This is a genomic window from Streptomyces sp. NBC_00028, from assembly GCF_045041065.1.
Classification (GTDB): domain Bacteria; phylum Actinomycetota; class Actinomycetes; order Streptomycetales; family Streptomycetaceae; genus Streptomyces.
In genome coordinates this window covers 7,483,048-7,507,718 of sequence record NZ_CP108293.1, presented here as the reverse complement: position 1 = coordinate 7,507,718, position 24,671 = coordinate 7,483,048, and the positions used below count along the sequence as shown (strand labels likewise).

Annotated in this window: 26 protein-coding genes; 13 read left to right on the top strand and 13 right to left on the bottom strand. The window is 70.5% G+C overall.

All coding sequences use genetic code 11. The features are described 5' to 3' along the window. Window positions 1-87 precede the first annotated feature (87 nt). The 3 genes from OG885_RS33805 to OG885_RS33795 are packed head-to-tail and all read left to right on the top strand — an operon-like array spanning window position 88 to window position 2,623. A complete protein-coding gene (locus OG885_RS33805) occupies window positions 88-975 on the top strand; it encodes an ABC transporter substrate-binding protein (protein WP_405738025.1) in 888 nt (295 codons plus the stop codon). After that, window positions 972-1,868: an amino acid ABC transporter permease gene (locus tag OG885_RS33800; RefSeq protein ID WP_405738024.1), complete on the top strand. Its 897-nt coding sequence runs from the start codon at window positions 972-974 to the stop codon at window positions 1,866-1,868. The genes OG885_RS33805 and OG885_RS33800 overlap by 4 nt, the downstream gene beginning before the upstream one ends. After that, window positions 1,865-2,623, top strand: a complete 759-nt coding sequence (locus OG885_RS33795; protein ID WP_405738023.1) for an amino acid ABC transporter ATP-binding protein — start codon at window positions 1,865-1,867, stop codon at window positions 2,621-2,623. Before OG885_RS33800 ends, OG885_RS33795 begins: the two co-directional genes overlap by 4 nt. Here OG885_RS33795 and aroQ read toward each other — a convergent pair. Next, entirely contained in the window at window positions 2,620-3,075 is a 456-nt protein-coding gene (gene aroQ, locus OG885_RS33790; protein ID WP_405738022.1) for a type II 3-dehydroquinate dehydratase, read from the bottom strand. The two genes, OG885_RS33795 and aroQ, sit on opposite strands and share 4 nt — an antisense overlap. A gap of 103 nt (window positions 3,076-3,178) precedes the next feature. Between aroQ and OG885_RS33785 the strand changes: the two genes are divergently transcribed. Both OG885_RS33785 and OG885_RS33780 read left to right on the top strand, forming a co-directional pair. Continuing rightward, entirely contained in the window at window positions 3,179-4,225 is a 1,047-nt protein-coding gene (locus OG885_RS33785; protein WP_405738021.1) for a S66 peptidase family protein, read from the top strand. 62 nt (window positions 4,226-4,287) lie between these two features. Next, entirely contained in the window at window positions 4,288-5,601 is a 1,314-nt protein-coding gene (locus OG885_RS33780; protein ID WP_405738020.1) for an MFS transporter, read from the top strand. Between the two features lie 41 nt (window positions 5,602-5,642). Here OG885_RS33780 and OG885_RS33775 read toward each other — a convergent pair whose 3' ends face one another. The 7 genes from OG885_RS33775 to OG885_RS33745 form a co-directional block, all read right to left on the bottom strand. Beyond that, window positions 5,643-6,743 carry a calcium:proton antiporter gene (locus tag OG885_RS33775; RefSeq protein WP_405738019.1) on the bottom strand — a complete coding sequence of 367 codons (1,101 nt, stop codon included), beginning with the start codon at window positions 6,741-6,743 and terminating at the stop codon, window positions 5,643-5,645. Window positions 6,744-6,804: 61 nt separating this feature from the next. Continuing rightward, entirely contained in the window at window positions 6,805-7,119 is a 315-nt protein-coding gene (locus OG885_RS33770; protein ID WP_405738018.1) for a hypothetical protein, read from the bottom strand. Window positions 7,120-7,247: 128 nt separating this feature from the next. Beyond that, window positions 7,248-8,249 (bottom strand): TerC/Alx family metal homeostasis membrane protein, encoded by a 1,002-nt coding sequence (locus OG885_RS33765; RefSeq protein ID WP_329340433.1) that lies wholly within the window; start codon window positions 8,247-8,249, stop codon window positions 7,248-7,250. Window positions 8,250-8,482: 233 nt separating this feature from the next. Then, a complete protein-coding gene (locus tag OG885_RS33760; protein ID WP_405738017.1) occupies window positions 8,483-10,537 on the bottom strand; it encodes a TerD family protein in 2,055 nt (684 codons plus the stop codon). Window positions 10,538-10,628: 91 nt separating this feature from the next. Beyond that, entirely contained in the window at window positions 10,629-11,207 is a 579-nt protein-coding gene (locus tag OG885_RS33755; protein ID WP_329340429.1) for a TerD family protein, read from the bottom strand. 151 nt (window positions 11,208-11,358) lie between these two features. Then, window positions 11,359-13,494, bottom strand: coding sequence for an excinuclease ABC subunit UvrB (gene uvrB / locus OG885_RS33750; RefSeq protein WP_405738016.1), 2,136 nt, complete (start codon window positions 13,492-13,494; stop codon window positions 11,359-11,361). Between the two features lie 40 nt (window positions 13,495-13,534). Next, window positions 13,535-14,404 (bottom strand): MHYT domain-containing protein, encoded by an 870-nt coding sequence (locus OG885_RS33745; RefSeq protein ID WP_405738015.1) that lies wholly within the window; start codon window positions 14,402-14,404, stop codon window positions 13,535-13,537. A 291-nt stretch (window positions 14,405-14,695) separates the two neighbouring features. Here OG885_RS33745 and OG885_RS33740 point away from each other — a divergent pair, with 291 nt between their 5' ends. Together OG885_RS33740 and OG885_RS33735 are read left to right on the top strand one after the other, a co-directional pair. Further along, window positions 14,696-15,571, top strand: coding sequence for a glycerophosphodiester phosphodiesterase (locus OG885_RS33740; RefSeq protein ID WP_405738014.1), 876 nt, complete (start codon window positions 14,696-14,698; stop codon window positions 15,569-15,571). Window positions 15,572-15,625: 54 nt separating this feature from the next. After that, window positions 15,626-16,180, top strand: a complete 555-nt coding sequence (locus OG885_RS33735; RefSeq protein ID WP_405738013.1) for a methylated-DNA--[protein]-cysteine S-methyltransferase — start codon at window positions 15,626-15,628, stop codon at window positions 16,178-16,180. A gap of 24 nt (window positions 16,181-16,204) precedes the next feature. On the opposite strand, the gene OG885_RS33730 is transcribed toward OG885_RS33735, so the two are convergent. Then, entirely contained in the window at window positions 16,205-16,633 is a 429-nt protein-coding gene (locus OG885_RS33730; protein ID WP_405738012.1) for a VOC family protein, read from the bottom strand. A 99-nt stretch (window positions 16,634-16,732) separates the two neighbouring features. On the opposite strand from OG885_RS33730, the gene OG885_RS33725 reads away from it, so the two are divergent. Beyond that, window positions 16,733-17,641 carry a pseudouridine-5'-phosphate glycosidase gene (locus tag OG885_RS33725; protein ID WP_405738011.1) on the top strand — a complete coding sequence of 303 codons (909 nt, stop codon included), beginning with the start codon at window positions 16,733-16,735 and terminating at the stop codon, window positions 17,639-17,641. 2 nt (window positions 17,642-17,643) lie between these two features. Continuing rightward, window positions 17,644-18,591, top strand: a complete 948-nt coding sequence (locus OG885_RS33720; RefSeq protein ID WP_405738010.1) for a carbohydrate kinase family protein — start codon at window positions 17,644-17,646, stop codon at window positions 18,589-18,591. 122 nt (window positions 18,592-18,713) lie between these two features. Here OG885_RS33720 and OG885_RS33715 read toward each other — a convergent pair whose 3' ends face one another. Next, window positions 18,714-19,508 (bottom strand): methyltransferase domain-containing protein, encoded by a 795-nt coding sequence (locus OG885_RS33715; RefSeq protein WP_405738009.1) that lies wholly within the window; start codon window positions 19,506-19,508, stop codon window positions 18,714-18,716. Window positions 19,509-19,802: 294 nt separating this feature from the next. Between OG885_RS33715 and corA the strand changes: the two genes are divergently transcribed. Then, window positions 19,803-20,930, top strand: a complete 1,128-nt coding sequence (corA, locus tag OG885_RS33710) for a magnesium/cobalt transporter CorA (RefSeq protein ID WP_405738008.1) — start codon at window positions 19,803-19,805, stop codon at window positions 20,928-20,930. Between the two features lie 18 nt (window positions 20,931-20,948). On the opposite strand, the gene OG885_RS33705 is transcribed toward corA, so the two are convergent. The 3 genes from OG885_RS33705 to OG885_RS33695 form a co-directional block, all read right to left on the bottom strand. Continuing rightward, window positions 20,949-21,377, bottom strand: coding sequence for a CBS domain-containing protein (locus tag OG885_RS33705; RefSeq protein ID WP_399959027.1), 429 nt, complete (start codon window positions 21,375-21,377; stop codon window positions 20,949-20,951). Window positions 21,378-21,556: 179 nt separating this feature from the next. After that, window positions 21,557-21,970, bottom strand: coding sequence for a PPOX class F420-dependent oxidoreductase (locus OG885_RS33700; RefSeq protein ID WP_405738007.1), 414 nt, complete (start codon window positions 21,968-21,970; stop codon window positions 21,557-21,559). Between the two features lie 79 nt (window positions 21,971-22,049). Beyond that, on the bottom strand, window positions 22,050-22,691 hold the full coding sequence (locus tag OG885_RS33695; protein WP_405738006.1) for a uridine kinase: 642 nt from the start codon (window positions 22,689-22,691) through the stop codon (window positions 22,050-22,052). 200 nt (window positions 22,692-22,891) lie between these two features. Between OG885_RS33695 and OG885_RS33690 the strand changes: the two genes are divergently transcribed. From OG885_RS33690 to OG885_RS33680, 3 genes are all read left to right on the top strand, one after another. Then, a complete protein-coding gene (locus OG885_RS33690) occupies window positions 22,892-23,188 on the top strand; it encodes a hypothetical protein (RefSeq protein ID WP_405738005.1) in 297 nt (98 codons plus the stop codon). Window positions 23,189-23,233: 45 nt separating this feature from the next. Further along, a complete protein-coding gene (locus OG885_RS33685) occupies window positions 23,234-23,935 on the top strand; it encodes a DUF2293 domain-containing protein (protein WP_405738004.1) in 702 nt (233 codons plus the stop codon). Window positions 23,936-24,112: 177 nt separating this feature from the next. Then, entirely contained in the window at window positions 24,113-24,592 is a 480-nt protein-coding gene (locus OG885_RS33680; RefSeq protein WP_405738003.1) for a DUF1772 domain-containing protein, read from the top strand. The last annotated feature ends 79 nt before the right edge of the window (window positions 24,593-24,671 follow it).

Genomic DNA, 24,671 nt, shown 5'->3' with positions numbered 1-24,671 from the left:
CACGAGAACGCAACACCCGTTCCCAGTATGCGGACAAAAGCCGACGTGACCTCGACAAACGGGGCGACGTGCTGTCAATCTCCCGCCATGCACCTCGCCCCCAGCGCCCTGCGCCGCGCCGTAGCCGCCGCAACGATAGCCCTGCTCGCCACCGCCGTCGGCTGTGCTCCGCAGCCCGAGGACGACTCGGCCGCGAAGCCCTCGGGGTCGACGACGGGCGCCGCGTGCGCCAAGGGCAAGCTCGCCACCGAGACGTCCGGCAAGCTGACGATCGCCACCGACGAACCGGCGTACGAGCCCTGGTTCAAGGACGACAAGCCCGCCAACGGCAAGGGCTTCGAGTCCGCGGTCGCCTACGCCGTGGCCGAGCAGCTCGGCTACGACAAGAGCGCCGTCGTCTGGCAGAGCGTCCCCTTCAACAAGGCGTTCGCGCCCGGGGAGAAGACGTTCGACTTCGACATCAACCAGGTGTCGATCAGCGCCGAGCGCAAGAAGGCCGTGGACTTCTCGTCCGGCTACTACGACGTCCGCCAGGCCGTCATCGCCCTCAAGGGCACCAAGGCCGCCAAGGCGACGAGCATCGCGGACCTCAAGGGCCTCAAGCTGGGCGCCCAGGTCGGCACCACCAGCCTCAACTACATCGAGGACGTGGTGAAGCCGACGCGGCAGGCCGCCGCGTACGCCAAGAACGACCAGGCCAAGTCCGCCCTGAAGAACGGCCAGGTGGACGCCATCGTCGTCGACCTGCCGACCGCCTTCTACATCACCGCGGCCGAGGTCACGGACGCCGAGATCGTCGGCCAGTTCGAGAACCAGGGCGGCACGCGGGAGCAGTTCGGTCTCGTCCTCGACAAGGGCAGCGCGCTCACCTCCTGCGTGACCGGCGCCGTGGACGCCCTGCGCAAGGACGGCACGCTGGCGAAGATCGAGCAGCAGTGGCTGTCCGACGCCGTCGACGCCCCGGTGCTCAAGTGACGCTCACCAAGGACGAGTCCGGCGCGCAGACGCCGGACCCGGTCGACGCGTACACGCCCTCCGCGCGGCGGCTCGAACGCGAGCGCCACAAGCGCGCCCGCTCCCGTCGCGCCACCGCGATCGCCGCGGTCTCGACGCTCGTGACGGCGGTCGTCCTCTATCTGGTCGTCGTCAACGCGCCCGGCTGGCCGCGCACCAAGGAGACCTTCTTCAACGGGCAGTACGCGCGCGAGGCGCTGCCCAAGATCCTCGAAGGGCTCTGGCTCAACGTCCGGCTGCTGCTGATCTGCGGCGCGGCCGTGCTCGTCCTCGGCATGCTCATCGCCGTCGCCCGTACGCTGCGCGGCCCGGTGTTCTTCCCGCTGCGGGTGCTGGCCGCGGCCTACACGGACTTCTTCCGCGGGCTTCCCCTCATCATCAACCTCATGATCGTCGTCCTCGGCGTCCCCGCGCTGCGGCTCCAGGGCGTGACGGTCGACCCGGTGTGGCTGGGCGGCACGGCGCTGACGCTGACGTACTCGGCGTACGTCGCCGAGGTGTTCCGCGCCGGCATCGAGTCCATCCACCCCTCACAGCGCGCCGCGGCCCGCTCCCTCGGACTCTCCAACCGGCAGGCGCTGCGGTACGTGGTGCTGCCGCAGGCGGTACGCCGTCAGGTGCCGCCGCTGCTCAACGACCTGGTGTCGCTGCAGAAGGACACCGGGCTCGTGTCGATCGGCGGCGCGGTGGACGCCGTACGGGCCGCCGACATCATCGTGGGCCGCAGTCTCAACTACACGCCGTACATCGTCGCGGGCCTGGTGTTCGTGGCGCTGACCATCCCGATGACCCGCTTCACGGACTGGGTGACGGCACGGATGGACCGTCAGCGGGCCCAGGGAGGAATCGCATGAGCGACGCGGACGCACCGGTGCTGCGGATGGAGTCCGTCCGCAAGACCTTCGGTGACTCGGTCGTGCTGCGGGACGTCGACCTGGAGGTCGCCCCGCACACCGTGACCGCGCTTATCGGCGCCTCCGGTTCCGGCAAGTCCACGCTGTTGCGCTGCGCCAACCTCCTGGAGGAGATCGACGACGGCGCGATCTGGCTGGACGGCGAGGAGATCACCGACCCGCGCGTCGACCAGGACGCGGTACGCCGCCGTATCGGCGTGGTCTTCCAGGCGTACAACCTCTTCCCGCACATGACCGTGCTGGAGAACATCACTCTCGCCCCGCGCCGGGTGCACGGGGTGTCCCGCGCGGAGGCCGAGGAGCGTGGCAGGGAGCTGCTGGAGCGGCTCGGGCTCGGCGGGAAGGCGGGCGAGTACCCGGACCGGCTGAGCGGCGGTCAGCAGCAGCGGGTGGCGATCGTACGGGCTCTGGCGGTACGTCCCCGGCTGCTGCTGCTCGACGAGGTCACCGCCGCCCTCGACCCGGAGCTGGTGGGCGAGGTGTTGAACGTCGTCCGTGACCTCAAGGGCGACGGCATGACCATGGTGCTGGCCACGCATGAGATGGGCTTCGCGCGGGACGTCGCCGACCAGGTTTGTTTTCTGGACGGAGGCGTGGTCCTGGAGCGCGGGACGGCCGAGCAGATCTTCGGCGACCCGCAGCAGGAGCGCACACAGCGGTTCCTGCGGCGGATCGTGGAGGCGGGCCGGCTCTAAGCCACCAGCGCCGCGACCCGCTCCACACCGAACACGTACCCCTGCACCCCGCAGCCCGCGATGACCCCGTCGGCGCGCAGGGAGACGTACGAGTGGTGCCGGAAGGTCTCGCGCTGGTGGATGTTGGAGATGTGGACCTCCAACACCGGCAGTCCGTCACAGGTGTTGAGGGCGTCCAGGATCGCGACCGAGGTGTGCGAGTAGGCGCCGGGGTTGATGACGATCCCGCAGTGGTTCAGCCGCGCCTCGTGGATCCAGTCGACCAGCTCGCCCTCGTGGTTGGACTGGCGGAAGTCCACCGTGCCGCCGTGCGCGGCCGCCGCCTTGGCGCACAGGGACTCGACGTCGGCCAGCGTGTCCTTGCCGTAGATCTCCGGCTGACGCTGCCCGAGCAGGTTCAGATTGGGGCCGTTGAGGATCATGATCGGGGCGTTGGCCAGGGTGCGGGGCACGGTTCCTCCGGTCCGGTGAAGGGTGGGCGGCCCGTTGAAGACCGCTGCTCAGACCCGGTTTATCACGGTGCGCCGGGAGCGGTGTGGCCCGTACCCTCCCGGAATGACGACGATCTCGTACCCGCCCAAGCCCTCCCCCGGCGACCGTATAGCCGTCATCTCGCCCGGCGCCGGGCTGCCCGGGCTCTTCCCGCGCCCGCACGAACTGGGGCTGGAGCGGCTGCGCGAGGAGTTCGGCCTCGTGCCCGTCGAGTACCCGACGACGCGCAGGATGGGCGCGACCCCGCAGGAGCGGGCCGCCGACGTCAACGCCGCCTTCGCCGACCCGGAGATCAAGGTGATCATGGCCTCGATCGGGGGCGACGACCAGATCACCGTCCTGCCGTTCCTGGACCGGGAGTTGATCCGGGCGAACCCGAAGCCGTTCTTCGGGATGAGCGACAACACCAACCTGCTGGCCTATCTCCACAACACCGGCATCGTCGGCTACCACGGTGCGACGGTGATGACCGCGCTCGGGCGCCCGGTGGCCATGGACACGCTCACCGCCGACTCGCTCAGGGCGGCGCTGTTCACCTCCGGCGCGTACGAACTCACGCCCGCCGAACGCTGGAACGACGTCAACCGGGACTGGGCGGACCCGGCGACCTTCGAGACGGCACCGCCGACCCGGCCGGGCGGCGGCTGGACCTGGGTGAACCCCGACCGGGTGGTCGAGGGCCGTAGTTGGGGCGGCTGCCTGGAGATCCTGGGATGGCTGCTGATGGCCGACCGCGAGATCGCCCGCGACCTGAGCGCATACGACGACGGCGTGCTGCTCCTGGAGACGTCCGAGGAACTGCCGAGCGGCGAGGAGGTCTTCCGCACCCTGCGCAACATGGGCGAGCGCGGCCTGCTCCGGCGCTTCTCCGCGCTCCTGATGGGCCGTCCCAAGACCTGGTCCTTCGAGCGGCCCAACAGCCCGGAGGAGGCCGACCGTTACGCGGCCGAGCAGCGCGAAGCGGTACTCCGCGCGATGCGTGTGTACGCTCCCGACACCACGATCGTCTTCGACGTGGACTTCGGCCACACGGACCCCCAACTGGCCATCCCCTACGGCGGACTCGTACGGGTCGACGGCCCCGCCCGGCGCATCACGGTCACCTACTGACCCGGCGGCCGCGCCTCCGCGCGCCCCCGTAACCCATGGTCACCGTGGGTAGTTGACGCGGCATGCACGACGTACGCACCGTAAGGGCGCCCTCCATGCTGCGGCTCGCGGCCGCCTCCCTCGCCGGGACGGCCATCGAGTTCTACGACTTCTTCGTCTACGGGACCGCGGCGGCGCTGGTCCTGGGGCCGCTGTTCTTCCCGACGTTCTCGCCGCTGGCGGGGACGCTCGCCGCGTTCGGCACGTTCGGGGTGGGGTTCGTCGCCCGGCCGCTGGGGTCGGTGCTGTTCGGGCACATCGGCGACCGGCGCGGTCGGCGACCGGTCCTCGTACTGTCGCTGCTGCTCACCGGCGGTGCCACCGTCGCGGTCGGCTGTGTGCCGACCTACGACTCGATCGGGGTGGCCGCTCCCCTGCTGCTGCTCGGGCTGCGCTTCCTCCAAGGGCTGGGGCTCGGCGGGGAGTGGGGCGGGGCGGTGCTGCTGACGGCGGAGCACGCGCCGGCCGAGCGGCGCGGGCTGTGGTCGAGCTTTCCGCAGGTCGGGCCCGCGTTGGGCTTCCTGCTCGCCAACGGCGTGATGCTGGTGCTGTCGGCGACGCTCACGGACGCGCAGTTCGCTTCATGGGGGTGGCGGGTGCCGTTCTGGGCGGCGGGCGTGCTGGCCCTGGCGGGGCTGTGGCTGCGGTCGTCGCTCGTCGAGAGCCCTTCCTTCCTCGAACTGGACGACCACGCGCGCGTGCCGCTCGCCGAGGTGGCACGCGACCACTGGCGGCTCGTCCTGCTGACGGCCGGCGGGCTCGCGGTCGGGTACGCGATCTTCTACGCCGTGACGACCTGGTCCCTCGCCTACGGGACCGAACGGCTGGGCGTGAGCCGTACGGTGATGCTGGCCTGCATCATGGCCGCGGTCGTGGTCAAGGGCTCGCTCACGCCGGTGGTGGCGCTGCTCGGCGACCGGTACGGGCGGCGGCCGCTGTGTCTGGCCGGGTGCGCGGCGGCGGCGCTGTGGATGTTCCCGATGGTCGCGCTCCTGGCGACCGGGGCTCCGCTGCTGATGTTCCTCGGCTTCCTGGGCGCGATGCTCGCGTTCATCACGATGTTCGCGGTGATCGCCGCGTATCTGCCGGAGCTGTACGAGCCGCGGGTGCGCTGCACGGGTGCCGCGGTCGGCTACAACCTCGGCGGGGTCCTCGGGGGCGCGCTCACCCCGATCGTGGCGACGGCGCTGGCCGAGCGGGGCGGCCGGGTGCCATGGGGGGTGGGGGCCTATCTGACGGGGATCGCGCTGCTCAGCCTGGTCTGCTTCGCGCTGCTGCCGGAGACGCGGCCGGTGGGGGCGACGGCGGCGGTCAAGGCGGAGCCGGTCATGGAATGAGCGGGGCGGGCGGCTTGCAGGGCGCTCCGGCGGCGCGCGGTCTAGGGGTTGAGCGCCAGTTCCAGATAGGCCGCGAACACCACCAGGTGTACGCCGCCCTGGAGCGGGGTGGCCCGGCCGGGCACCACCGTCAGGGAGCTCACGACCACGGTCAGGGCGAGCAGGACCATGTGCGTGGAGCCGAGGCCGAGGACGAGCGGGCCGTCGAGCCAGACGGTGGCCAGGGCGACGGCGGGGATGGTGAGGCCGATGCTGGCCATCGCCGAGCCCAGCGCGAGGTTGAGGCTGGTCTGCACCCGGTCGCGGCGGGCGGAGCGGAGCGCGGCGATGGTCTCGGGGAGCAGGACCAGCAGGGCGATGATCACACCGACGACGGCATGCGGGAGGTCGGCGGCCTCCACTCCTGACTCGATGGTGGGCGACACGCCCTTGGCCAGTCCCACGACGCCGATCAGGGCGAGGCCCAGCAGGCCCAGGCTGATCAGGGTGGTGCGGGTAGAGGGCGCGTCGGCGTGGTCGTCGACGGTGATGACCTCGCCCTGGCGGGTGAGGGGGAGGAAGTAGTCGCGGTGCCGCACGGTCTGGGTGGCGACGAACAGGCCGTACAGGATCAGTGAGGACAGTGCGGCGAAGGTCAGTTGGACGCCCGAGAACTCCGGGCCCGGCTTGCTCGTCGTGAACGTCGGCAGCACCAGGCTGAGGGTGGCCAGGGTGGCGACGGTCGCGAGGGCGGCGCCGGTGCCCTCGGGGTTGAAGACCGCGATGCCGTGGCGCAGGGAGGCGACCAGGAGGCAGATGCCGACGATGCCGTTGCAGGTGATCATCACGGCCGCGAAGACCGTGTCCCGGGCGAGGGTCGAGCCCTTGCTGCCGCCGTCGGCCATCAGGGTGACGATCAGCGCTACCTCGATGATGGTGACGGCGACCGCGAGGACCAGCGAGCCGAAGGGTTCGCCGACCCGGTGGGCGACGACCTCGGCATGGTGCACGGCGGCCAGGACGGCGCCCGCGAGGACCACGGTCACCAGGCCGACGACCACGCCCGGCAGATCACGCCCCCAGGTGAAGCCCAGCAGGACGACCGCGAGCACCGGCACGAGGAGCGTCCACTGGGTGGTGAGCGACCGGAGCCGAGCGATCATGCGGTGATCCTTGCAGAGGCGAAAGGGCCCCGCACTCCGGCGGTACGGGGCCCGGCGGGCGCTACTTGAACTCGGTGACGTCCACGACGTCGCAGTCGGTGAAGGTGGGTGGCTTGGCACAGAGCGCGGCCATCTGCTCGGCGAACTTGGTCGTGTCGGGGTGCTCGCTGTTGGCCATCGCCTCGTCGTAGGAGTCGAACTCGATCACCACGAAGTAGCGGTTGGGCTGGTTGCGGTCCTTCAGGACGAGGCGGTGCGTGGGCCCGCCGCTGCGGGCCGCCATGCTCTCCTCCTGCTGCTGGGCCAGCTCGCGCATCTCGTCGATGCGGTCGGTCTCGAAGTCGAGAATCTGTACGAACTTCATGGGTGCGTCCACGGTGCCTCCACCCGGCCGTGGCGTCTCCGGCGCGGAGACGCTCCGCAGACAACCGAAGCACCGGGAGCGATGGGCGGCAATCGGTCATGCGGCGCTCCCGGTGCTGGTTGTTCCTACGTCCGACGTGGTCAGGCGTCGATGCTGTCCTTCGGAGCGCCATCGCTCCGCGTCTGCGCCGCCTCGGCCGCCGCCTGCTTCCTGGTGGCGCGGAGGCTGGTGATCGTGGTGACGACCAGGACGCCGCAGATCACGCCGAGGGAGACCGGGATGCTGATCTCGGGGACGTGGACCCCGGACTCGTGCAGCGCGTGCAGCACCAGCTTGACGCCGATGAAGCCGAGGATGATCGACAGGCCGTAGCTGAGGTGGACCAGCTTCTTCAGCAGGCCGCCGATGAGGAAGTACAGCTGGCGCAGACCCATCAGGGCGAACGCGTTGGCCGTGAAGACGATGTACGGGTCCTGGGTCAGGCCGAAGATCGCGGGGATGGAGTCGAGGGCGAAGAGCACGTCGGTGGTGCCGATCGCCAGCATCACGACGAGCATCGGGGTCATGACCCGCTTGCCGTTCTCCTCGATCCAGAGCTTGGTGCCGTGGTAGCGGTCGGCCACTCCGAAGCGGCGCTCGGCGGCCTTGAGGAGCTTGTTCTCCTCGAACTCCTCGTCCTCCTCGTCGGCCCGGGCCTCCTGGATGAGCTTCCAGGCGGTCCAGATCAGGAAGGCGCCGAAGAGGTAGAAGACCCACGCGAAGCTGGCGAGGATGGCGGCGCCCGCGGCGATGAAGATGGCCCGCAGGACCAGGGCTATGAGGACACCGACGAGGAGCACCCGCTGCTGGTACTGCGAGGGCACCGCGAACTTCGCCATGATCAGGACGAAGACGAAGAGGTTGTCGACGCTCAGGGACTTCTCGGTGATGAAGCCCGCGAAGAACTCTCCGCCGGCCTGGCCCCCGCCGAAGATCAGCAGGCCGAGGCCGAAGAGGCCGGCCAGGGCGATCCAGACGACCGTCCAGATCCCGGCTTCCTTGATGGACACGTCGTGCGGCTTGCGGCCGATGAAGAAGTCGACCGCGATGAGGGCGGCGAGGCCCACGATGGTCAGGACCCACAGGGTCACGGAAACATCCACTGATCCTCCGGCATTACGTAACGGCAAATGTCAGCGTCGTCGCGCTGCCGGAGGTCTCTTCCACCCAAGGTGGGCCGACGCCCCGGGAGCAGATCCATGGGATCTGTTCCGTATTGACGGGTACGCCGCATCGACAGGGAGTACTCCCCTCCGCAAGGAAGACGGTACCCCAATCACCAAGGAAAGGTAAAGCGATTGGCAAAAGAAAGGTCAAAGTCGCAGGTCGTGAGCCTTTACGTGTACTTGGTACGGGCCGCTGTCAGCTGACTCAGCACCTGCTGGAGGACCTGGCTGCCCGGCGGCACGAGCGAGGGCTCGTACGTCCAGGCATGTCCCACCCACGGGTCGGCGAGATGATCGTCGGGCACCGGACTCAGTCGCAGCAGCGAACGCCACAGCGGGTCCAGCAACGGGCCGTACGCGGAGGCCTCCTCGCGGTCCGCCACCATCATCAGATGGACGCCGACCGCCGGGCCCTCGTCGGCGAGATAGCGCAGCTGAGTCACGGCACGGTCGTCGAAGCCGTGCGGGAAGTCGTTGACGATCAGCAGCTGCTCGGAGGTGTCGAAGCCCGGTGGGAGCGAGTCGGGCGCGCCGCCGCGCACCGCCATCTGCACCAGGTCGACGCGCTGGGTGAGCCGGGCCAGGACGTCCGCCACGCCCGCCGCGCCCAGGGCGGGCGGCCCGGCGAGCACACCGGTCTGCACCAGCGGTACGAGCGCCTGCCCGCCGGAGCCCGCCGGGTCGATGACGTGCACGGTGAACTCGCCGGCCGGATAGACGGCGAGCAGCCGGGCCGCGTGCGCCACCGCGGTCTCCATCGCCAGACGCCTGAGGTCGTGGGAGTCGGTGAAGGAGCCGTCGAGCGAGTCGGCGCGCCCGCTGTCGATCCACAGACCGCGCTCCAGCGGCAGTCGGACCAGCATCGGGATGCGCAGCTGCGGGGCCTCGGGAAGATGCAGGTCGCCCAGGCGCAGGGCCATGGGGATCTCCATCGGCACCCGGTGGCCGTGCCAGACGGGGTTGTCCCAGCGGGCGTAGGCCGCGGGCAGCGCGGGCTCCACGACGTCGGCCTCGGCGGTGAGCTGGGCAAGGTCGCGGTCCAGGGCCGCGCGTGCCTGGTCGACGAGTTCGGTGTGCCGGGCGCGGGCCGCCTCGCGCGCGGCGTCGCTCTGGCCGCCGATCCTGCTGCGCGGGTCGGACAGGGCCTGGTCCAGCTCCTTCTCCATACGGGAGTCGGCGAAGTCGACCGCGCTGCGGTACGCGGCCATGGTGCGGGCCAGGTCCTCGAACATGCCCCACACCTGGTTGTAGAGCCGCTCGTCCATCGACCAGCCGGTCGCATCCCCCGCGACGGGCTGCTGGGGCTGTCCGGGCTGGGCCGGGGGCGCGGTCGGCGGGGGCGGCGGCGGGGCGGTGGTCTGGCGGCGCGGATGGCTGTAGTTGACGGTGCCACCCGCGCCGGCGCCCGGCTGGGCACCGGAGGACGGGTCCGTGGCGGCCGGAGGGTCGTAGGGCGAGGACGGCGGCTGGGCGGGGGTGCCGGGTGCCTGGGCACCGTAGGGAGAAGTGGGCTGCCCGGGCGCGCCCGATGCCTGGTTGCCGTACGGCGACGCGGGCGGGGGCGGTGGTGCGGCGCCCTGAGCTGCGGCGCCGCCCTGGTCGGCGCCGAGGGTCGGGGTCGCCGCGTGCCGGGTGCGGTCGCCGTCGGTGCGGGGGGCCTGGACCGAGCGGGCGAGGCCCTGGGCCACGGCGTCGTTGATGCTGCCGGCCAGTTGGTGGGCCTGGGGCAGGCCCTGGTCGGCGAGGAGGTCGGCGAGGCCACCGGCGTATCCCTGGCCGACGGCGCGGACCTTCCAGGCGCCCTGACGGCGGTACAGCTCCAGGGCGACGACGGCGGACTCGGCCTCCAGGCCGGTGATGGTGTAGCTGGCGACCTCGGAGCCGTCGAGGCCGGTGACCGCGAGGAAGGGGGCGGCGAGACCGCCGAACCTGACGGGGCCGCCCACTCCGGTGGGCAGGGCCAGCAGCACGCTGACCCGGTGCACGGCTTCCGGCACGGCGTCGAGGTCCACCGCGAGGCGGTGGTCGGCGGCGGCCTGGCGGGAGACCTCCAGGCCCGGCAGGGTGGGTGCGCCGGGGTGGGCCACCCATTCGATGCCGTGGACCTTGCCGTGCTCGTCGCTGAGCGTCACGCCGGCCACGATCGGCTTGCCGGCCGAGACCCGGATCTCGAGACGGGCCTGGGAGAGCGGGTGGTTCTGCCCCCGCACCAGCTCGGCCGTCATGCCTTCGTCCCCCTGTGTCGCTTTCGGTGTCGGGTGCCGCCAGGGCCCGGCGGACGGATCATGCCGGTGTCGCGGGCCCTGGCCGGGCGGGCTACAGGTGCGGCAGGATCGCCGGCATCAGGTCCTGGAAGGTGCGGCCGTTGGCCGGGGTGCCGAGGGCCGTCATCGTCCAGCCGGGGCCGGTGCGGTGCACCTTGGCCATGATCTGGGCCGTGTAGGCGCCGCCGCCCGCCAGCGTGTAGCGGGCCAGCTCCTGGCCGTTGGTCTCGTCGACGAGACGGCAGAACGCGTTCTGCACTTCCTGGAAGGTCTGGCCCGTGAAGGAGTTCACGGTGAAGACGATCTGGTCGATGTGGACCGGGACGCGCGCCAGGTCGACGAGGATCGCCTCGTCGTCGCCGCCCTGGCCGACACCGCCGACGAGGTTGTCGCCGGTGTGGCGCACCGAGCCGTCGTCGCTCACCAGGTGGCGGAAGAAGACGACGTCGACGGGCTGCTTGTCCGCGAACAGCACGGCGGAGGCGTCCAGGTCGATCTCGCGGGTGCGCGAGCCGAACAGGCCGCGACGGGGAGCCGCCTGCCAGCCGAGACCCATGCGCACCGCGGTCAGGCTGCCGCCGTCGTTCTTCTGCAGACTGATGGCCTGACCCTTGGTCATGTTGACGGTCACGCGCTGATTCCCCTCTCGAACTGTCCCCTGTTGCCGCGGAGTCCGCGGTTGACCAGAACCCTACGCAGGGGCACTGACAGTGCCGCTACCCGGGGCGCAATTTGTGTCGGTCTTGCAACACAGCGCGTACAACAGGGGCGTCGCGTGTCCGTCAGGCGATGCCCGCCTCCCGCATTTGCCGGAGTTCCTTCTTCATCTCGGAGACCTCGTCGCGCAGTCGGGCCGCGATCTCGAACTGGAGATCGGCGGCGGCGGCGCGCATCCGCGCGGTCATCTCCTCGATCTGCTCGGCCAGCTCGGCCGCGGGCCGGTCGGTCGGCACGGTGTCCTTGGCCTTGCCCTTGGCGGCCTTGCCGCCCGCCGCCTTGCCGCCGAGGGACGGCACCGGTGCCTTGGCGCTCTTGCCGTCCTTCTGCTTGCGGTAGCCGGAGCCGAGCAGCTGCTCGGTGTCGACGTCCTCGCGGGCGATCTGCGCCACGATGTCGTTGATCTTCTTGCGCAGCGGCTGGGGGTCGATGCCGTTCGCCGTGTTGTAGGCGACCTGCTTCTCCCGGCGCCGGTTGGTCTCGTCGATGGCCTTCGCCATCGCCGGGGTGATCTTGTCGGCGTACATGTGGACCTGGCCGGAGACGTTGCGCGCCGCGCGGCCGATGGTCTGGATGAGGGAGGTGCCGGAACGCAGGAAGCCCTCCTTGTCGGCGTCGAGGATCGCCACCAGGGAGACCTCGGGGAGGTCGAGGCCCTCGCGCAGGAGGTTGATGCCGACCAGGACGTCGTACTCACCGGCGCGCAGTTCACGCAGCAGCTCGACGCGGCGCAGGGTGTCGACGTCGCTGTGCAGATAGCGGACCTGGATGCCGAGCTCCAGGAAGTAGTCCGTGAGGTCCTCGGCCATCTTCTTGGTGAGCGTGGTGACCAGGACGCGCTCGTCCTTCTCGGTGCGCTTGCGGATCTCGTGCACCAGGTCGTCGATCTGGCCCTCGGTGGGCTTGACCACGACCTCCGGGTCGATCAGTCCGGTCGGGCGGATGATCTGCTCGACGACGCCGTCGCCCCGGGAGAGTTCGTAGTTGCCGGGGGTGGCCGACAGATAGACGGTCTGCCCGATGCGCTCCTGGAACTCCTCCCACTTCAGCGGGCGGTTGTCGAGAGCGGAGGGCAGCCGGAAACCGTGGTCGACGAGGGTGCGCTTACGGGAGGCGTCGCCCTCGTACATGGCGCCGATCTGCGGGACCGTGACATGCGACTCGTCGATGACCAGCAGGAAGTCGTCCGGGAAGTAGTCCAGCAGGGTATTCGGCGGGGAGCCGGGCTCACGGCCGTCGAAGTGCATCGAGTAGTTCTCGACACCGGAGCAGGAGCCGATCTGACGGAGCATCTCCAGGTCGTACGTGGTCCGCATGCGCAGCCGCTGGGCCTCAAGGAGCTTGCCCTGCTTCTCCAGCTCGGTCAGACGCTCACCGAGCTCCTTCTCGATGTCGTTGACGGCCCGCTCCATGCGCTCCGGCCCTGCCACGTAGTGGGAGGCCGGGAAGACGTACAGCTGCTGGTCGTCGCTGATGATCTCGCCGGTGAGCGGGTGCAGCGTGGACAGCGCCTCGATCTCGTCGCCGAACATCTCGATGCGGACGGCGAGCTCCTCGTAGACCGGGAAGATCTCGATGGTGTCGCCGCGGACCCGGAAGGTGCCCCGGGTGAAGGCCAGGTCGTTGCGCGTGTACTGGATGTCGACGAAGCGGCGCAGCAACTCGTCACGGTCGAGTTCGTCGCCGACCCTGAGGGGGACCATCCGGTCCACGTACTCCTGCGGAGTACCGAGGCCGTAGATGCAGGAGACCGAGGCGACCACGATGACGTCGCGGCGGGTCAGCAGCGAGTTGGTCGCGGAGTGGCGCAGCCGCTCGACCTCCTCGTTGATCGAGGAGTCCTTCTCGATGTAGGTGTCCGACTGCGGGACGTAGGCCTCGGGCTGGTAGTAGTCGTAGTACGAGACGAAGTATTCGACCGCGTTGTTCGGCAGGAGCTCCCGGAACTCGTTGGCCAGCTGGGCGGCCAGGGTTTTGTTCGGGGCCATCACCAGGGTGGGCCGCTGGAGCTTCTCGATCATCCACGCGGTGGTGGCGGACTTGCCGGTGCCGGTCGCGCCGAGGAGGACGACGTCCTTCTCACCGGCCTCGATGCGCCGGGCCAGGTCGGCGATGGCCGTCGGCTGGTCGCCGCTGGGCTGGTAGGGGCTGACGACCTCGAAAGGCGCCACCGTGCGTTCGATGTGGGAAACGGGCCGCATGGAGTCCACCGTACGACCCCCCACTGACAACGCGGTGCGGTCACCAGTTCTGCGGGGTCCGTGAGCTGCGCTGGCCGACCCGTCGGCGGGGGCGGACCGGGGGGCGGCGGACCGTGTGCGGGGCGTCGGCGTGGGCCGGAATACCTGGCTTGTTCTCGACGGGCGCCCAGTCGGGCTTGCCCATGACCATCAGCGGGTCGAACATCACGACGACGCCGGCGATCAGCAGGAAGGCCAGCGGGCCGATCATCATCGGTGCGAGCAGTTCGGCGGGCGAGTCGCCCGAGGTCGGGGCGGCGGAGCTGCCGTGCAGATGGACGCTGAGGGCGGCCATGCCCGTGTAGTGCATACCGCTGACGGCGAGGCCCATGACGAGACTCGCGCCCACGCTCCACATCAGCCCTCTGACCTGGCCGGCCGCCCACAAGGCGGCGGTGGCGGCGGCCATGGCTATGACGACGGAGGCGGCGACGGTCAGCGTGTTGTATTCCAGGTTTCCGTTCAGCCGCATCCCGGCCATGCCCAGATAGTGCATCGAGGCGACGCCCAGGCCCGTAATGGTGCCCCCGGTGAACAGCGCCGTTCCGCTCGCGCCCTTGTAACCGACTATGAAGATCCCGACGCCCACCATGACAATCGCGACGCCGAGGCTCGCGAACGTCATCGTTTTGTCGTAGTGGATCGGGGCGCCCCTGACGGTGAAGCCCATCATCGCCACGAAATGCATGGTCCATATGCCGGAGCCGATCGCGGCGGATCCCAGGGCCAGCCAGCCGGGTCGCCACGAGTTCGACACCAGCATGGATCTGGTGGTGCAGCGCAGGCCGAGGGCGCCTCCCAGGCAAGCCATGAGGTAGGCCACCAGCGGTGTGACGAGTCCGTAGCTGAATCCGTCGACCGTGCCTTGCATGCGCGGCTACCCTTCCGCCTTCTTGCGTCCCGGAATGTGCTGAAATGCGCCCCCTCCCAGGACCGCCCGAGCGGTCAGGGTTGAGGCGAAGAGTATGACCCCCACCGGAATGGTCGAACGATTTTCCGGCAAAGAAACACGCCCTTGCCACGCCGTTGCCGCAGTTGTGCGGCACCGGTGAGCGGAGTTGGGCAACTCCATTCAATCTGTGGCCATTCTGTACTTCGTCTGCTGTTGACCCTCTGCTGTCACAGTGGAGCTGTCCGTGAACGCCCGATGCAAGGAGTACGCATGCACGCGCGTGCAGTTGCCGCCACGACCACCGCGCTCCTGGGAACCGCCGCCCTCCTGCTTCCCTCCTCCGACGTCCGGGCCGCCGACGACGGCGAACGGCCCACGGTCATCGCCCACCGCGGCGCCTCCGCCTACGCACCCGAGAACACCCTGGCCGCCGTCGACACCGCGGCCCGGCTGGGCATCCAGTGGGTCGAGAACGACGTCCAGCGCACCAAGGACGGCAAGCTCGTCGTCATCCACGACGACAGCCTCCAGCGCACCACCGACGTCGAGCAGGTCTTCCCCAGCCGGGCGCCCTGGAAGGTGAAGGACTTCACCGCCGCCGAGATCGCGCGCCTCGACGCGGGGAGCTGGTTCGGCCCCTCCTACGCGGGCACGCACGTGCCGACGCTGGAGCAGTACGTGCACCGGGTCGACCGCAACCACCAGAAGCTCCTCCTGGAGATCAAGAACCCGACCCTCTACCCGGGCATCGAGCAGCAGACCCTCAAGGTCCTCAGCAACGAGGGCTGGCTCGACAGCGGGCACCTCGCGAGTCGGCTGATCGTGCAGAGCTTCAGCGCGGACAGCGTGCGCACCGTCCACCAGCTGAAGCCCGGCGTCAAGACCGGCCTCCTCGGCACGCCGTCCGTGGCGGACCTGCCCGCACTCGCGCAGTTCACCGACCAGATCAACCCCTCCCACACCACGATCACCACCGGTTACGTGGCCACCGTCCACGCCTTCGACGGGGCGCACGGCAAGCCGCTGGAGGTCTTCGCCTGGACCGTCAACAGCGCGGAGACCGCCCGCCAGGTCGCCGGGTACGGAGTCGACGGCCTCATCAGCAACAAGCCCGACGTGGTCCGGGACGCGACCGGCGGGTCCTGAGGCCCCTGGTTCGCCCCGCGGGGCATTGTCAGTGGCGGGTCGTACGGTGGGCGCATGGACAGCCATGGGCAGAACGCGCAGCAGGTCGTCTGGGCCGTCGTCGGTACCGACATCGGCCCCCTGCTGCTGGCCGCGACCCGCGACGGACTCGTCAACGTCGTGTTCCACGCCACCGAACCGGTGCGCGACAAGGCGCTGGACCGGCTCGCCTCCCGACTGGGCGGCGAGCCCGTCGAGGCGCCCGGCTCACCGCTGCTGGCCGAGCCGATACGCCAGGTGAAGGCGTACTTCGAGGGTCGGCGGCGCGATTTCGAGCTGCCCCTGGACTGGTCGCTGATCTCCGGTTTCAACCGGCAGGTGCTGCGCGTGCTGGCGGCCGGAGTGCCGTACGGCAGCGTCATCGGGTACGGCGATCTGGCCGGGCGGGTCGGCCAGCCGGGCGCGGCCCAGGCGGTCGGGGTGGCGATGGGATCCAACCCGCTGCCCGTGGTCGTGCCCTGCCACCGGGTCGTCGAGAGCGACGGCGGGATCGGCGGTTTCGGGGGCGGGCTGGAGACCAAGCGGAAGCTGCTCGCCCTGGAGGGGGTGCTCCCCGAGCCACTGTTCTGAGAGGCGCCGGCCTCCGTCCGCCGGTCAGTCGTAGTGCCGTACCTCGAAGACGTTCCCGTCCGGATCGCGGAAGTAGAAGCTGCGCGGGGCCGCACCCCGGGCTCCGTAGGAGTCGTGGAAGATCTCCGAGACGGGCACCGAGTGTGCCTCCAGGCGGGTGCGCAGTGCGTCGAAGTCGTCGCGGGGCAGGGCCAGGCAGATGTGGTTGACCGGATGGGCCGCGCTGTCGGCGGCGCCCGGGAGCATCGTCATGCGGTCCGCCCCGGCCTTCGGCGCGAGGTCGAGGATGGTCTCGTCGTTGAGCCGTACGGAAGGGAAGGGCGCCTTCCCGGCGGCGAAGTCGGTCACCCTCAGGGGGCGCAGGCCGACCGCCTTCTCGTAGAAGTCGGCCGCCGCCGTCGGGTCCCGCACCCAGAGGACGACATGGTCGAGACGTGTCGAGTTGTCCGTCATGCACCCCAGGCTGGTGTCGTCTCCCACCGCTCGCAAGGGTTTGGCCGGGTGCGCCGCCCGCCAGAGATGAGGGAAGGACGATCGACAGGAGGCGGGCGCGTGGTGCTGGTGGTTTCCGAAGAAGTGCGCGAGGCGATCGACGCGCGTCGACCCGTGGTGGCCCTGGAGTCCACGATCATCGCGCACGGGTTGCCGCGACCGCGCAATCTCCAGGTGGCGCTGGAGCTGGAGGACGTCGTGCGGCAGCAGGGCGCGGTTCCCGCGACGATCGCGGTGCTGGACGGACGGCCCCATGTCGGCCTGGACAAGGAGCAGTTGGAGCGGGTCGCGAACGAGGACGGGATCCGCAAACTGGGCCATCGCGATCTGCCGCTCGCGCTGGCCGCCGGGGTGAGCGGGGCGACCACGGTGTCGGGGACCGCGCTGCTGGCGGCGCTGGCGGGCGTCCGGGTGTTCGCGACGGGTGGGCTCGGCGGGGTGCACCGGGAGTGGACGGTGACGCAGGACGAGTCGGCCGACCTCGGGCTGCTGGCGCGGACGCGGATCACGGTGGTGTGCGCGGGCGTGAAGTCGATCCTGGACGTGCCCGCGACCCTGCAACGACTGGAGACGCTCGGCGTCGCGGTGGCCGGGTACGGCACGGACCACTTCCCCGGCTTCTATCTGTCGGACTCGGGCCACCCGGTGGACTGGACGCTGGACTCCCCGGGGCAGGTCGCGGACGTGATGCAGGCCCAGGACGCGCTGGACGGGCCCGAGTCGGCGCTGATCGTCGCCAACCCGGTTCCGCAGGCCGAGCAGTTGGACCCGGATCTGCACGCGCGCGTACTCGCCGACGCGCTGCACGCGTGCGAGGAGCAGGGCGTCACGGGCCAAGGTGTCACCCCGTTCCTCCTGGACTATCTGGTACGGCACACCGACGGCGCCTCCCTCAGCGCCAACCTGGCTGCGGTACGGGGCAATGTGCGGTTGGCGGGGCGGATCGCGGCGGCTTGGGCCGGGGTGTAGAGGTGAGGTCCGAGGGGGCCGACGCCGAGGTGTCGGAGGTCGGTTCGTCGCCGGGCGCCTTGCTGGTCGTCGGGGACGTCGTCACGGACATCGTCGCCCGGCATCGGGGGCCGCTCGCGGCGGGCACGGACACGGTCTCGGCGATCCGGACCCTGCCCGGCGGGGCCGGCGCCAACGTGGCCTGCTGGGCGGCCCATTGGGGTGGCAGCGAGGTCCGGATGCTCGGCCGGGTGGGCGCGGACGCGGTGGCCTGGCACGAGCGGGAGCTGGCGGCCTGCGGGGTACGGCCCCGTCTCGTCGTCGACCCGGAGGCGCCGACGGGCACGGTGATCTGCCTGGTCGACACGGCTGCCGTCGCCGAGCGGACGTTCCTCACGGACAGTGGCGCGGCCGTACGGCTCGACCCGGGCGACTGGTCGGACGCGCTGCTGGACGGGGTGGCCCGGCTGCATCTGTCGGGATACCTGCTGTTCTCCGCGCCGAGCCGCGCGTTCGTGGAGGTGGCGCTGGCGTCGGCACGCGCGCGGGGGGTGCCGGTGAGTCTGGATCCGGCATCGGTCGGGTTCCTGAGGAAGCTGGGGATCGACCGTTTTCTCGCGCTGGTGGAAGGGGTCGACGTCCTGCTGCCGAGCCGTGACGAGGCCTGTCTGCTGACCGGCTTGCCCGATGTGGAGGACGCGGCGGCCAAACTCAGCCGTCAGGTACCGCTGGTGGTCGCCAAGCAGGGTGCGGACGGTGCGCTGGTGGCCCGTGGGGGCACGGTCACCGCCCGCGTCCCCGCGGTTCCGGCCACGCCGGTGGACACGACCGGCGCCGGCGACGCCTTCACCGGCGCCTTCCTCGCCACCCTCCTCACCGGTGCCGAACCGGAGGACGCGGCGCGGGAGGGGTGCCGGGCGGGGGCGAAGTCGATCGAGAGAGTGGGGGGCAGGCCACCGGCGTCCGGATGATTCCGAGAGCAGCGGCGTCCCGACGCTCCGGACAGCACCGATCCGGCGGCAGGTCCGGACAAGCACCCGCACGCCCGCAGGCGAGCGGCACCCCGCCCCTCACCCGCCTCTCCCGCTCTCCCCTACCCCTTCCGCCCCCACGCCGAGATCATCGGTGCCGTGGCCAGATCCATCGTGCCCGACTCGACGTTCGCCAGGTGGCGGTCGATCTCCTCGTCCGTGGCCAGTCCCGCCGTGACGAGGTCGGCGCGGACCTGGCGGATCGTGGCGGACTCCAGGGCCGCGCAGGCCGGTGAGGTGAGCGGGAAGTAGGCGTCGGCCTGCACGCGGCGCAGACCGGCCTCGCGGAGCAGGCGCGGGAGGCGGCGGCCGTAGGAGAGGTCGGCGCCGCGGTCGGTGAGGAGGCGGCGGAAGCCGGTGCGCAGCCGGTTGGCCAGCTTCTCGGCGGGGCCGTGTTCGTCGGGGCAGGTCAGGGGCTGCAGGGCAGGGTCGGCGTCCTCGATCAGGAGCCGTCCGCCGGGGCGCAGGGACTCGATCATCGACCGCAACGCCCGTTCCCGGTCCGGCACATGGACGAGGACGAGCCTCGCGTGCACGAGGTCGAAGCCCTCCCCCGGCGGCTCCTCCGCGCCCACGTCGTGGACGCGTACCTCCACCGGTGGCCGGGCGGCCGGGGCGACCCGGGAGGTGTCGATGTCGGTCGCGACGACCCGCCCGGTCGGGCCCACCTTCTTGGCCAGCCAGGACACGACGGACGTGCCGCCGGCCCCGACCTCCCAGCAGCGCCAGCCGGGGCCGACACCGAATCCTTCGAGGTGGCGGAAGGTCGTGGGGTCGAAGAGGGAGGCGAAGGCGTCGAAGCGCTCTCCGGCCTCGGTCTGCCGGTTGTCGAGGAGATACCCGTCGGTTCGCATCATGTCGCGATCATCCCAGTTGTCCTGGTTGTCCATAGTGGTCGACGCTCCGATACGACGGCATGGCGACGCAACTCTACGAGGGGGTACCCGAGCCCTCGCTCCGTGCCTGAGATCCCTCCGCCAGGCGCCGGCCCAACGCCCTCCCCACACGCCCCCCAACGCCCTTGTCCACAGGCGGGAACAAAGCGGAACGCCCTGGTCCCACAGGCTTACCCGCGTTTCACGCAGGGCTGGCACACTGGCACGCCAGGGCGCAGCAATGCGGCGAGCGGGGATCCACGCAAGGAGATCCAGATGTCCATGGCAGGGAATCTGCGGAAGGTCACGAGCCTCGGCGGGGTCGGCGGCCTTCGCAGGGTGGCACGGCTGGCGCGGCGTCGTCCGCGCGTCGACCTGAGCCATCCCGCCAGGTCACCCCTGGGCTCGTCGGTGGTGAACTGCGTGTCCTATCGGGACGGGGCCCGGGTCCCGGGCGGCGGCGACCTGGTCGACACCGTGGAGCGTGTGCGCAAGCACGGCGACGGTTTCGTGTGGCTCGGTCTCCATGAGCCGACGGACCAGGAGTTCGCCGGCATCGCGGAGCTCTTCGAACTGCACCCGCTGGCCGTCGAGGACGCGATCGAGGCACACCAGCGCCCGAAGCTGGAGCGGTACGACGAGACGCTGTTCGCGGTGTTCAAGACCGTCTGCTACGTGGAGCACGAGGAGCTCACGGCCACGAGCGAGGTGGTGAACACCGGCGAGATCATGGTGTTCGTCGGCAAGGACTTCGTGATCACCGTGCGCCACGGGATGCACGGCTCGCTGGGCCCGTTGCGCGAGGAGCTGGAGGCCGACGAGCAGCAGCTGGCCAAGGGGCCGGCCGCGGTGCTGCACGCGATCGCGGACCATGTGGTCGACGACTATCTGAACGTCACGGACGCGGTCCAGGCGGACATCGACCAGGTCGAGACGGACGTCTTCTCCCCGGACGGCGCGCGGACCGACCCGGGGCGCATCTACCAGCTCAAGCGTGAACTCCTCGAACTGAAGCGGGCCGTGGTGCCGCTGGCCCGGCCGATCGAGGAGTTGTCCACGCGTCCCATACGGGTGGTCAGTTCGGAGATACAGGCCTACTTCCGCGATGTCTCCGACCATCTGCTGCGCGCCAAGGAACAGATCGCCGCGTTCGACGAACTGCTCAACTCGATCCTTCAGGCACACCTCGCCCAGGTGACGGTCGCGCAGAACGAGGACATGCGGAAGATCACCGCGTGGGCGGCCATCGTCGCCGTGCCGACGATGGTCTGCGGGGTGTACGGCATGAACTTCAAGCACATGCCGGAGCTGCACTGGACGTTCGGCTACCCCATGGTCCTCGGCGTCATATCCGTGGCGTGTCTGGCCCTCTACCGAGGCTTCCGGCGCAACGGCTGGCTCTGAGCAGGCCCCGGGCGAAGGTCAGCGCGTCGCGCTCTTCGCGTAGACGCTCTCCGCCCAGGCCGCGATCTGGTCCTCCGTCAGATGCCGGGCCAGGTCGGCCTCGCTGATCATGCCGACGAGGCGCTTGTTCTCGATGACGGGGAGCCGACGGATCTGGTGGTCCTGCATCTCCCGGAGCACGTCGCCGACATCGGCACCCGCGTCGATCCAGCGAGGTGTGCCCTGGGCCATCTCACCGGCGGTGACCTTGGCCGGGTCGTGCCCCATGGCCACACAGCCGACGACGATGTCGCGGTCGGTGAGGATGCCGCAGAGCCGTTCGTTGGCGTCGCTGATGGGCAGGGCTCCGACGTTGAGCTCGCGCATCAGCTGGGCGGCGCGGTCGAGGGTCTCGTGGGCGGGGATCCACTGGGCGCCGCGGTGCATGATGTCTCCGGCGGTGGTCATCAGATACCTCCCGGTTCCGGACGGCCGGTGCTGAGCACAAGCGCACCGCGCGGTTCCGGACGGCCGGCGCGGAGCACGAGCGCACCGCTGGTCCCGGCGTCGTTCATTCTCGCCGCGCCGAGCCGCCGTCGCACCCGGAGGCGGGAGCGGGGACCGGGGCGGTCAGGAACCGGGGCGGTTCAGGCCGAGAAGCCCACGATCCGCCGCGGGACGACACGGATGATCACGCGGGTCTCGTCGTCCTTCTCGCCAGGCGGGTCGATGCCGAGGTACTTGTGCGAGAGGTCGTGCGGGAGGCGCTTGCCGGGGTCCGGGAGGATCTCGGCGGTGCCGCGGATCTCGACCGAGGTGTAGGGGTTGGCCAGGTCGTAGACCGAGACGCTGATGCGGGGGTCGCGGCGGAGGTTGCGTACTTTCTGCCGGTTGTCGACGGAGGAGAAGAGGACGGCGTCGCCCTCGCGTTTGATCCAGACCACGGAGTTCTGCGGGGAGCCGTCGGGGCCGAGGGTGGCGACGCTGGCGAAGTTCCTGCCGTCGAGGAGGGCGCGGACGGAGTCGTCGAAGGAGGGGTGAGCGCTCGTGGAAGTCGTCATGGGGCTCAGCGTAGTTACATGCACGCGCATATAAAAGTGGTTTGCTGGATCTTTCGGAGGTGAATCTCCGGGAGCCCGGTCAGCCCCGCCAAGCCGGGTGCCGGGGATCGTCGGCGCGCACCAGGACGTCGGCGGTGCCCGCGGGGTCGGTCTCACCCTCGTAGCGCTCGAAAGCCTCCAGGGTCCAGTGCTCGGCCTCGGGGGTGCGGCGGCGCAGGGCGCCCGGGGAGAGGAGGACATGGACGGACAGGTCGAAGGGGAACCAGTGCCGCAACAGGAGGGGGCCGTGCAGCAACAGCAAGCCACCGGGCGGGAGTTGGACGTAGGGGCTGCGGGTGGCGCGGTCGGTGGCAGGGTCCCAGAGGTCGGGCAGGACGCGGCCGTCGCCGCCCGGTTCGAGAGGGCCGAAGACCTCGCGCCACAGGGCGCCGGTGTCGAACCAGCCGTCGTAATAGGCCTCGACGTCCTGGTGGCCGTACTCGAGACGGAGCGACGCGGGGCGCAGGAAGCCCTGGGTGCCGACGACGAGAGAGCGGCGGCCTCGTATGCGGAGCGCTTCGGCGACGCGTTCGGCGAGGTCCTGGGGGCGGGCCGCCGGAGCACCGTCGAAGGCGACGCGCGGCCAGGGGCTGCCGTCGGCCGGCTTCAGGTCGAGAAGGCGGTCGGCGAGGAGGTCGCCGAGTCGGTCCCAGGTGATCGCTTCGAGTCGCACAGGGCCCATGATGCGTCAGTCGACGGTCAGGACGCGTTCCGCTGGTGGGACCGCCGGGCGGCGAGCAGGTGCGGGAGATGGGTCTCGCTCCATACCGGTCCTCCCCCACTGCCTTGAGGGCGTGGGAGGTGCCCCAAGTCCCCCACCCTGAAGGGCATCGCGGAGGAAGGGCACACGGGGTCCTGCTCGGGGCGGACGGACGGCCGGTGATGGACGGCCCCGCGGTGTTCCCGCCGGAGATACTGCCGTTCGCGCGGGCGGACACGGCGGGGCTGGACCGGCTGCGCTCACACACGGCCAAAGAGGACACGGTCGGCTGGGTGATGCTCACCCCGGGAGGAGTCGACTGGGTGATGCTCACCCCGGGACGAGGACTGGAGCAGGGCGCGCCGAGCATCGGGCGTTATGTGTTCAGCGGGCCTTATGTGTTCAGCGGCGAGCAGGCGGCAGAGGGGGCGCGGGCGACGCGGCATCGGACGCGGGTCTCGGTGACGGGTGTGGAGTAGGGCGGGCGGGGTGGTTCGTGGCCCGTGCACGGGAATGAACCCCCTATGGCTCACCTGGCAACTCCCCCGCACCGCACCGGGCTTCTCGCCGTCCAGCCGCTCCGGCGGAGGCAGTGCGCCGAGTGCCGGTGCGGGCCGCTGCCGATGGTGGTGCTGGAGGACGGGGCGCCGCGGTGTCTGGACTGTGCCGACCTCGGTCACCTGGTGTTCCTGCCGCGCGGCGACACCGCGCTGACGCGCAGGTCGAGGGAGGAGAGCGCGCTGTCGGCGGTGGTCGTACGGTTCAACCGGCGCAAGGGGCGGTACGAGCGGCAGGGCGTTCTCGTCGAGGAGGCGGCGCTGGCCCGGGCGGAGGCACGGTGTCTGGTGGACGCCGAGGCGCGACGGCGGCGGCGGGTGCGGGACGCGCGGCGGCGGGCAGCGCAGGACGTGCGGTTCACGGAGGTGTTCGCGGCGGAGATCCGCCGGCTGTTTCCCGGCTGCCCGGCCGAACGGGCCCGGGGGATCGCCGCGCACGCGTCGGTGCGCGGCAGTGGGCGGGTGGGGCGGAGTGCGGCGGGACGGGCGTTGTCGGAGGGGGCCGTCGTCTCGGCGGTGGTGGCGTCCGTACGGCATCTGGACACGCCGTACGACCAGTTGCTGATGAGCGGGGTGCCGCGGCATGAGGCGCGGCGGAGGATCGCGGTGACGGTGGAGGGGGTGCTGGGTGGGTGGCGCCAGGTGGAGGTGGAGTCGGGGGCTTGCTGACGGCGGTGCGGCGCGGGGTTCGGATGCGGGTCGGCCGGATCCCGCGAGGCAGTCCCTGGACGCCTGCGTATGCGCGCGCGCCGATCGGCCATGGTGACGGTCCTCGTACGGGAATTCACTTGTGGTGACGGTGGGTGCCGGGCAGGATCTCGGCTCGATGCGGGAGTTGACGTTGAGATGATCGCTGGACCGTATTTCGTACTGGCGGTGCTGGGTGTGCTGGGGACCGGGCTGGTGGCCGGGGTGTTCTGCGCGTTCTCGACCTTCGTGATGAGGGGACTCGCCGCGTTGCCGCCGGCGCAGGGGGTCGCCGCGATGAAGGCGATCAACGTGACCGCGCTGCGGCCGGCGTTCATGCTCGTGTTCCTCGGCTCGGCGGTGCTGAGTACCGTGCTCGCGGTGGTGACGTTCGTGCTGTTGCCGGACGACGGCACGGTGGGGTTGCTGCTGGGCAGTGCGCTGTATCTGGTCGGGTCGTTCGGGGTGACCATGGTCGCCAACGTGCCACGCAACGAGGCGCTGATGAAGCTCGATCCGGGCACTCCCGAAGCGGCCGCCTACTGGCCGACGTATGTGCGCGAGTGGACGATGTGGAACCACGTCCGCATGATCGCCTCGGGCGCGGCGACGGTGGCGTACGTGTTGGCCCTGGCGTAGCCCGCCCCCGCCTCTCGGCGCCCCTCCCGAAAGCGCTGTCTCCCACTCTGCGCGTGGTCCACGGGCGACGTATCGTGGC

Bases quoted from the DNA above. Each gene is read 5' to 3' on its own strand.
- OG885_RS33805 (WP_405738025.1), top strand. From the start codon at position 88: ATGCACCTCGCCCCCAGCGCCCTGCGCCGCGCCGTAGCCGCCGCAACG.
- OG885_RS33795 (WP_405738023.1), top strand. From the start codon at position 1,865: ATGAGCGACGCGGACGCACCGGTGCTGCGGATGGAGTCCGTCCGCAAG.
- OG885_RS33785 (WP_405738021.1), top strand. From the start codon at position 3,179: ATGACGACGATCTCGTACCCGCCCAAGCCCTCCCCCGGCGACCGTATA.
- OG885_RS33780 (WP_405738020.1), top strand. From the start codon at position 4,288: ATGCACGACGTACGCACCGTAAGGGCGCCCTCCATGCTGCGGCTCGCG.
- OG885_RS33775 (WP_405738019.1), bottom strand. From the start codon at position 6,743: ATGATCGCTCGGCTCCGGTCGCTCACCACCCAGTGGACGCTCCTCGTG.
- OG885_RS33760 (WP_405738017.1), bottom strand. From the start codon at position 10,537: ATGACGGCCGAGCTGGTGCGGGGGCAGAACCACCCGCTCTCCCAGGCC.
- uvrB (WP_405738016.1), bottom strand. From the start codon at position 13,494: ATGCGGCCCGTTTCCCACATCGAACGCACGGTGGCGCCTTTCGAGGTC.
- OG885_RS33745 (WP_405738015.1), bottom strand. From the start codon at position 14,404: ATGCAAGGCACGGTCGACGGATTCAGCTACGGACTCGTCACACCGCTG.
- OG885_RS33740 (WP_405738014.1), top strand. From the start codon at position 14,696: ATGCACGCGCGTGCAGTTGCCGCCACGACCACCGCGCTCCTGGGAACC.
- OG885_RS33735 (WP_405738013.1), top strand. From the start codon at position 15,626: ATGGACAGCCATGGGCAGAACGCGCAGCAGGTCGTCTGGGCCGTCGTC.
- OG885_RS33730 (WP_405738012.1), bottom strand. From the start codon at position 16,633: ATGACGGACAACTCGACACGTCTCGACCATGTCGTCCTCTGGGTGCGG.
- OG885_RS33715 (WP_405738009.1), bottom strand. From the start codon at position 19,508: ATGATGCGAACCGACGGGTATCTCCTCGACAACCGGCAGACCGAGGCC.
- corA (WP_405738008.1), top strand. From the start codon at position 19,803: ATGTCCATGGCAGGGAATCTGCGGAAGGTCACGAGCCTCGGCGGGGTC.
- OG885_RS33705 (WP_399959027.1), bottom strand. From the start codon at position 21,377: ATGACCACCGCCGGAGACATCATGCACCGCGGCGCCCAGTGGATCCCC.
- OG885_RS33700 (WP_405738007.1), bottom strand. From the start codon at position 21,970: ATGACGACTTCCACGAGCGCTCACCCCTCCTTCGACGACTCCGTCCGC.
- OG885_RS33695 (WP_405738006.1), bottom strand. From the start codon at position 22,691: ATGGGCCCTGTGCGACTCGAAGCGATCACCTGGGACCGACTCGGCGAC.
- OG885_RS33690 (WP_405738005.1), top strand. From the start codon at position 22,892: ATGGACGGCCCCGCGGTGTTCCCGCCGGAGATACTGCCGTTCGCGCGG.
- OG885_RS33685 (WP_405738004.1), top strand. From the start codon at position 23,234: ATGGCTCACCTGGCAACTCCCCCGCACCGCACCGGGCTTCTCGCCGTC.
- OG885_RS33680 (WP_405738003.1), top strand. From the start codon at position 24,113: ATGATCGCTGGACCGTATTTCGTACTGGCGGTGCTGGGTGTGCTGGGG.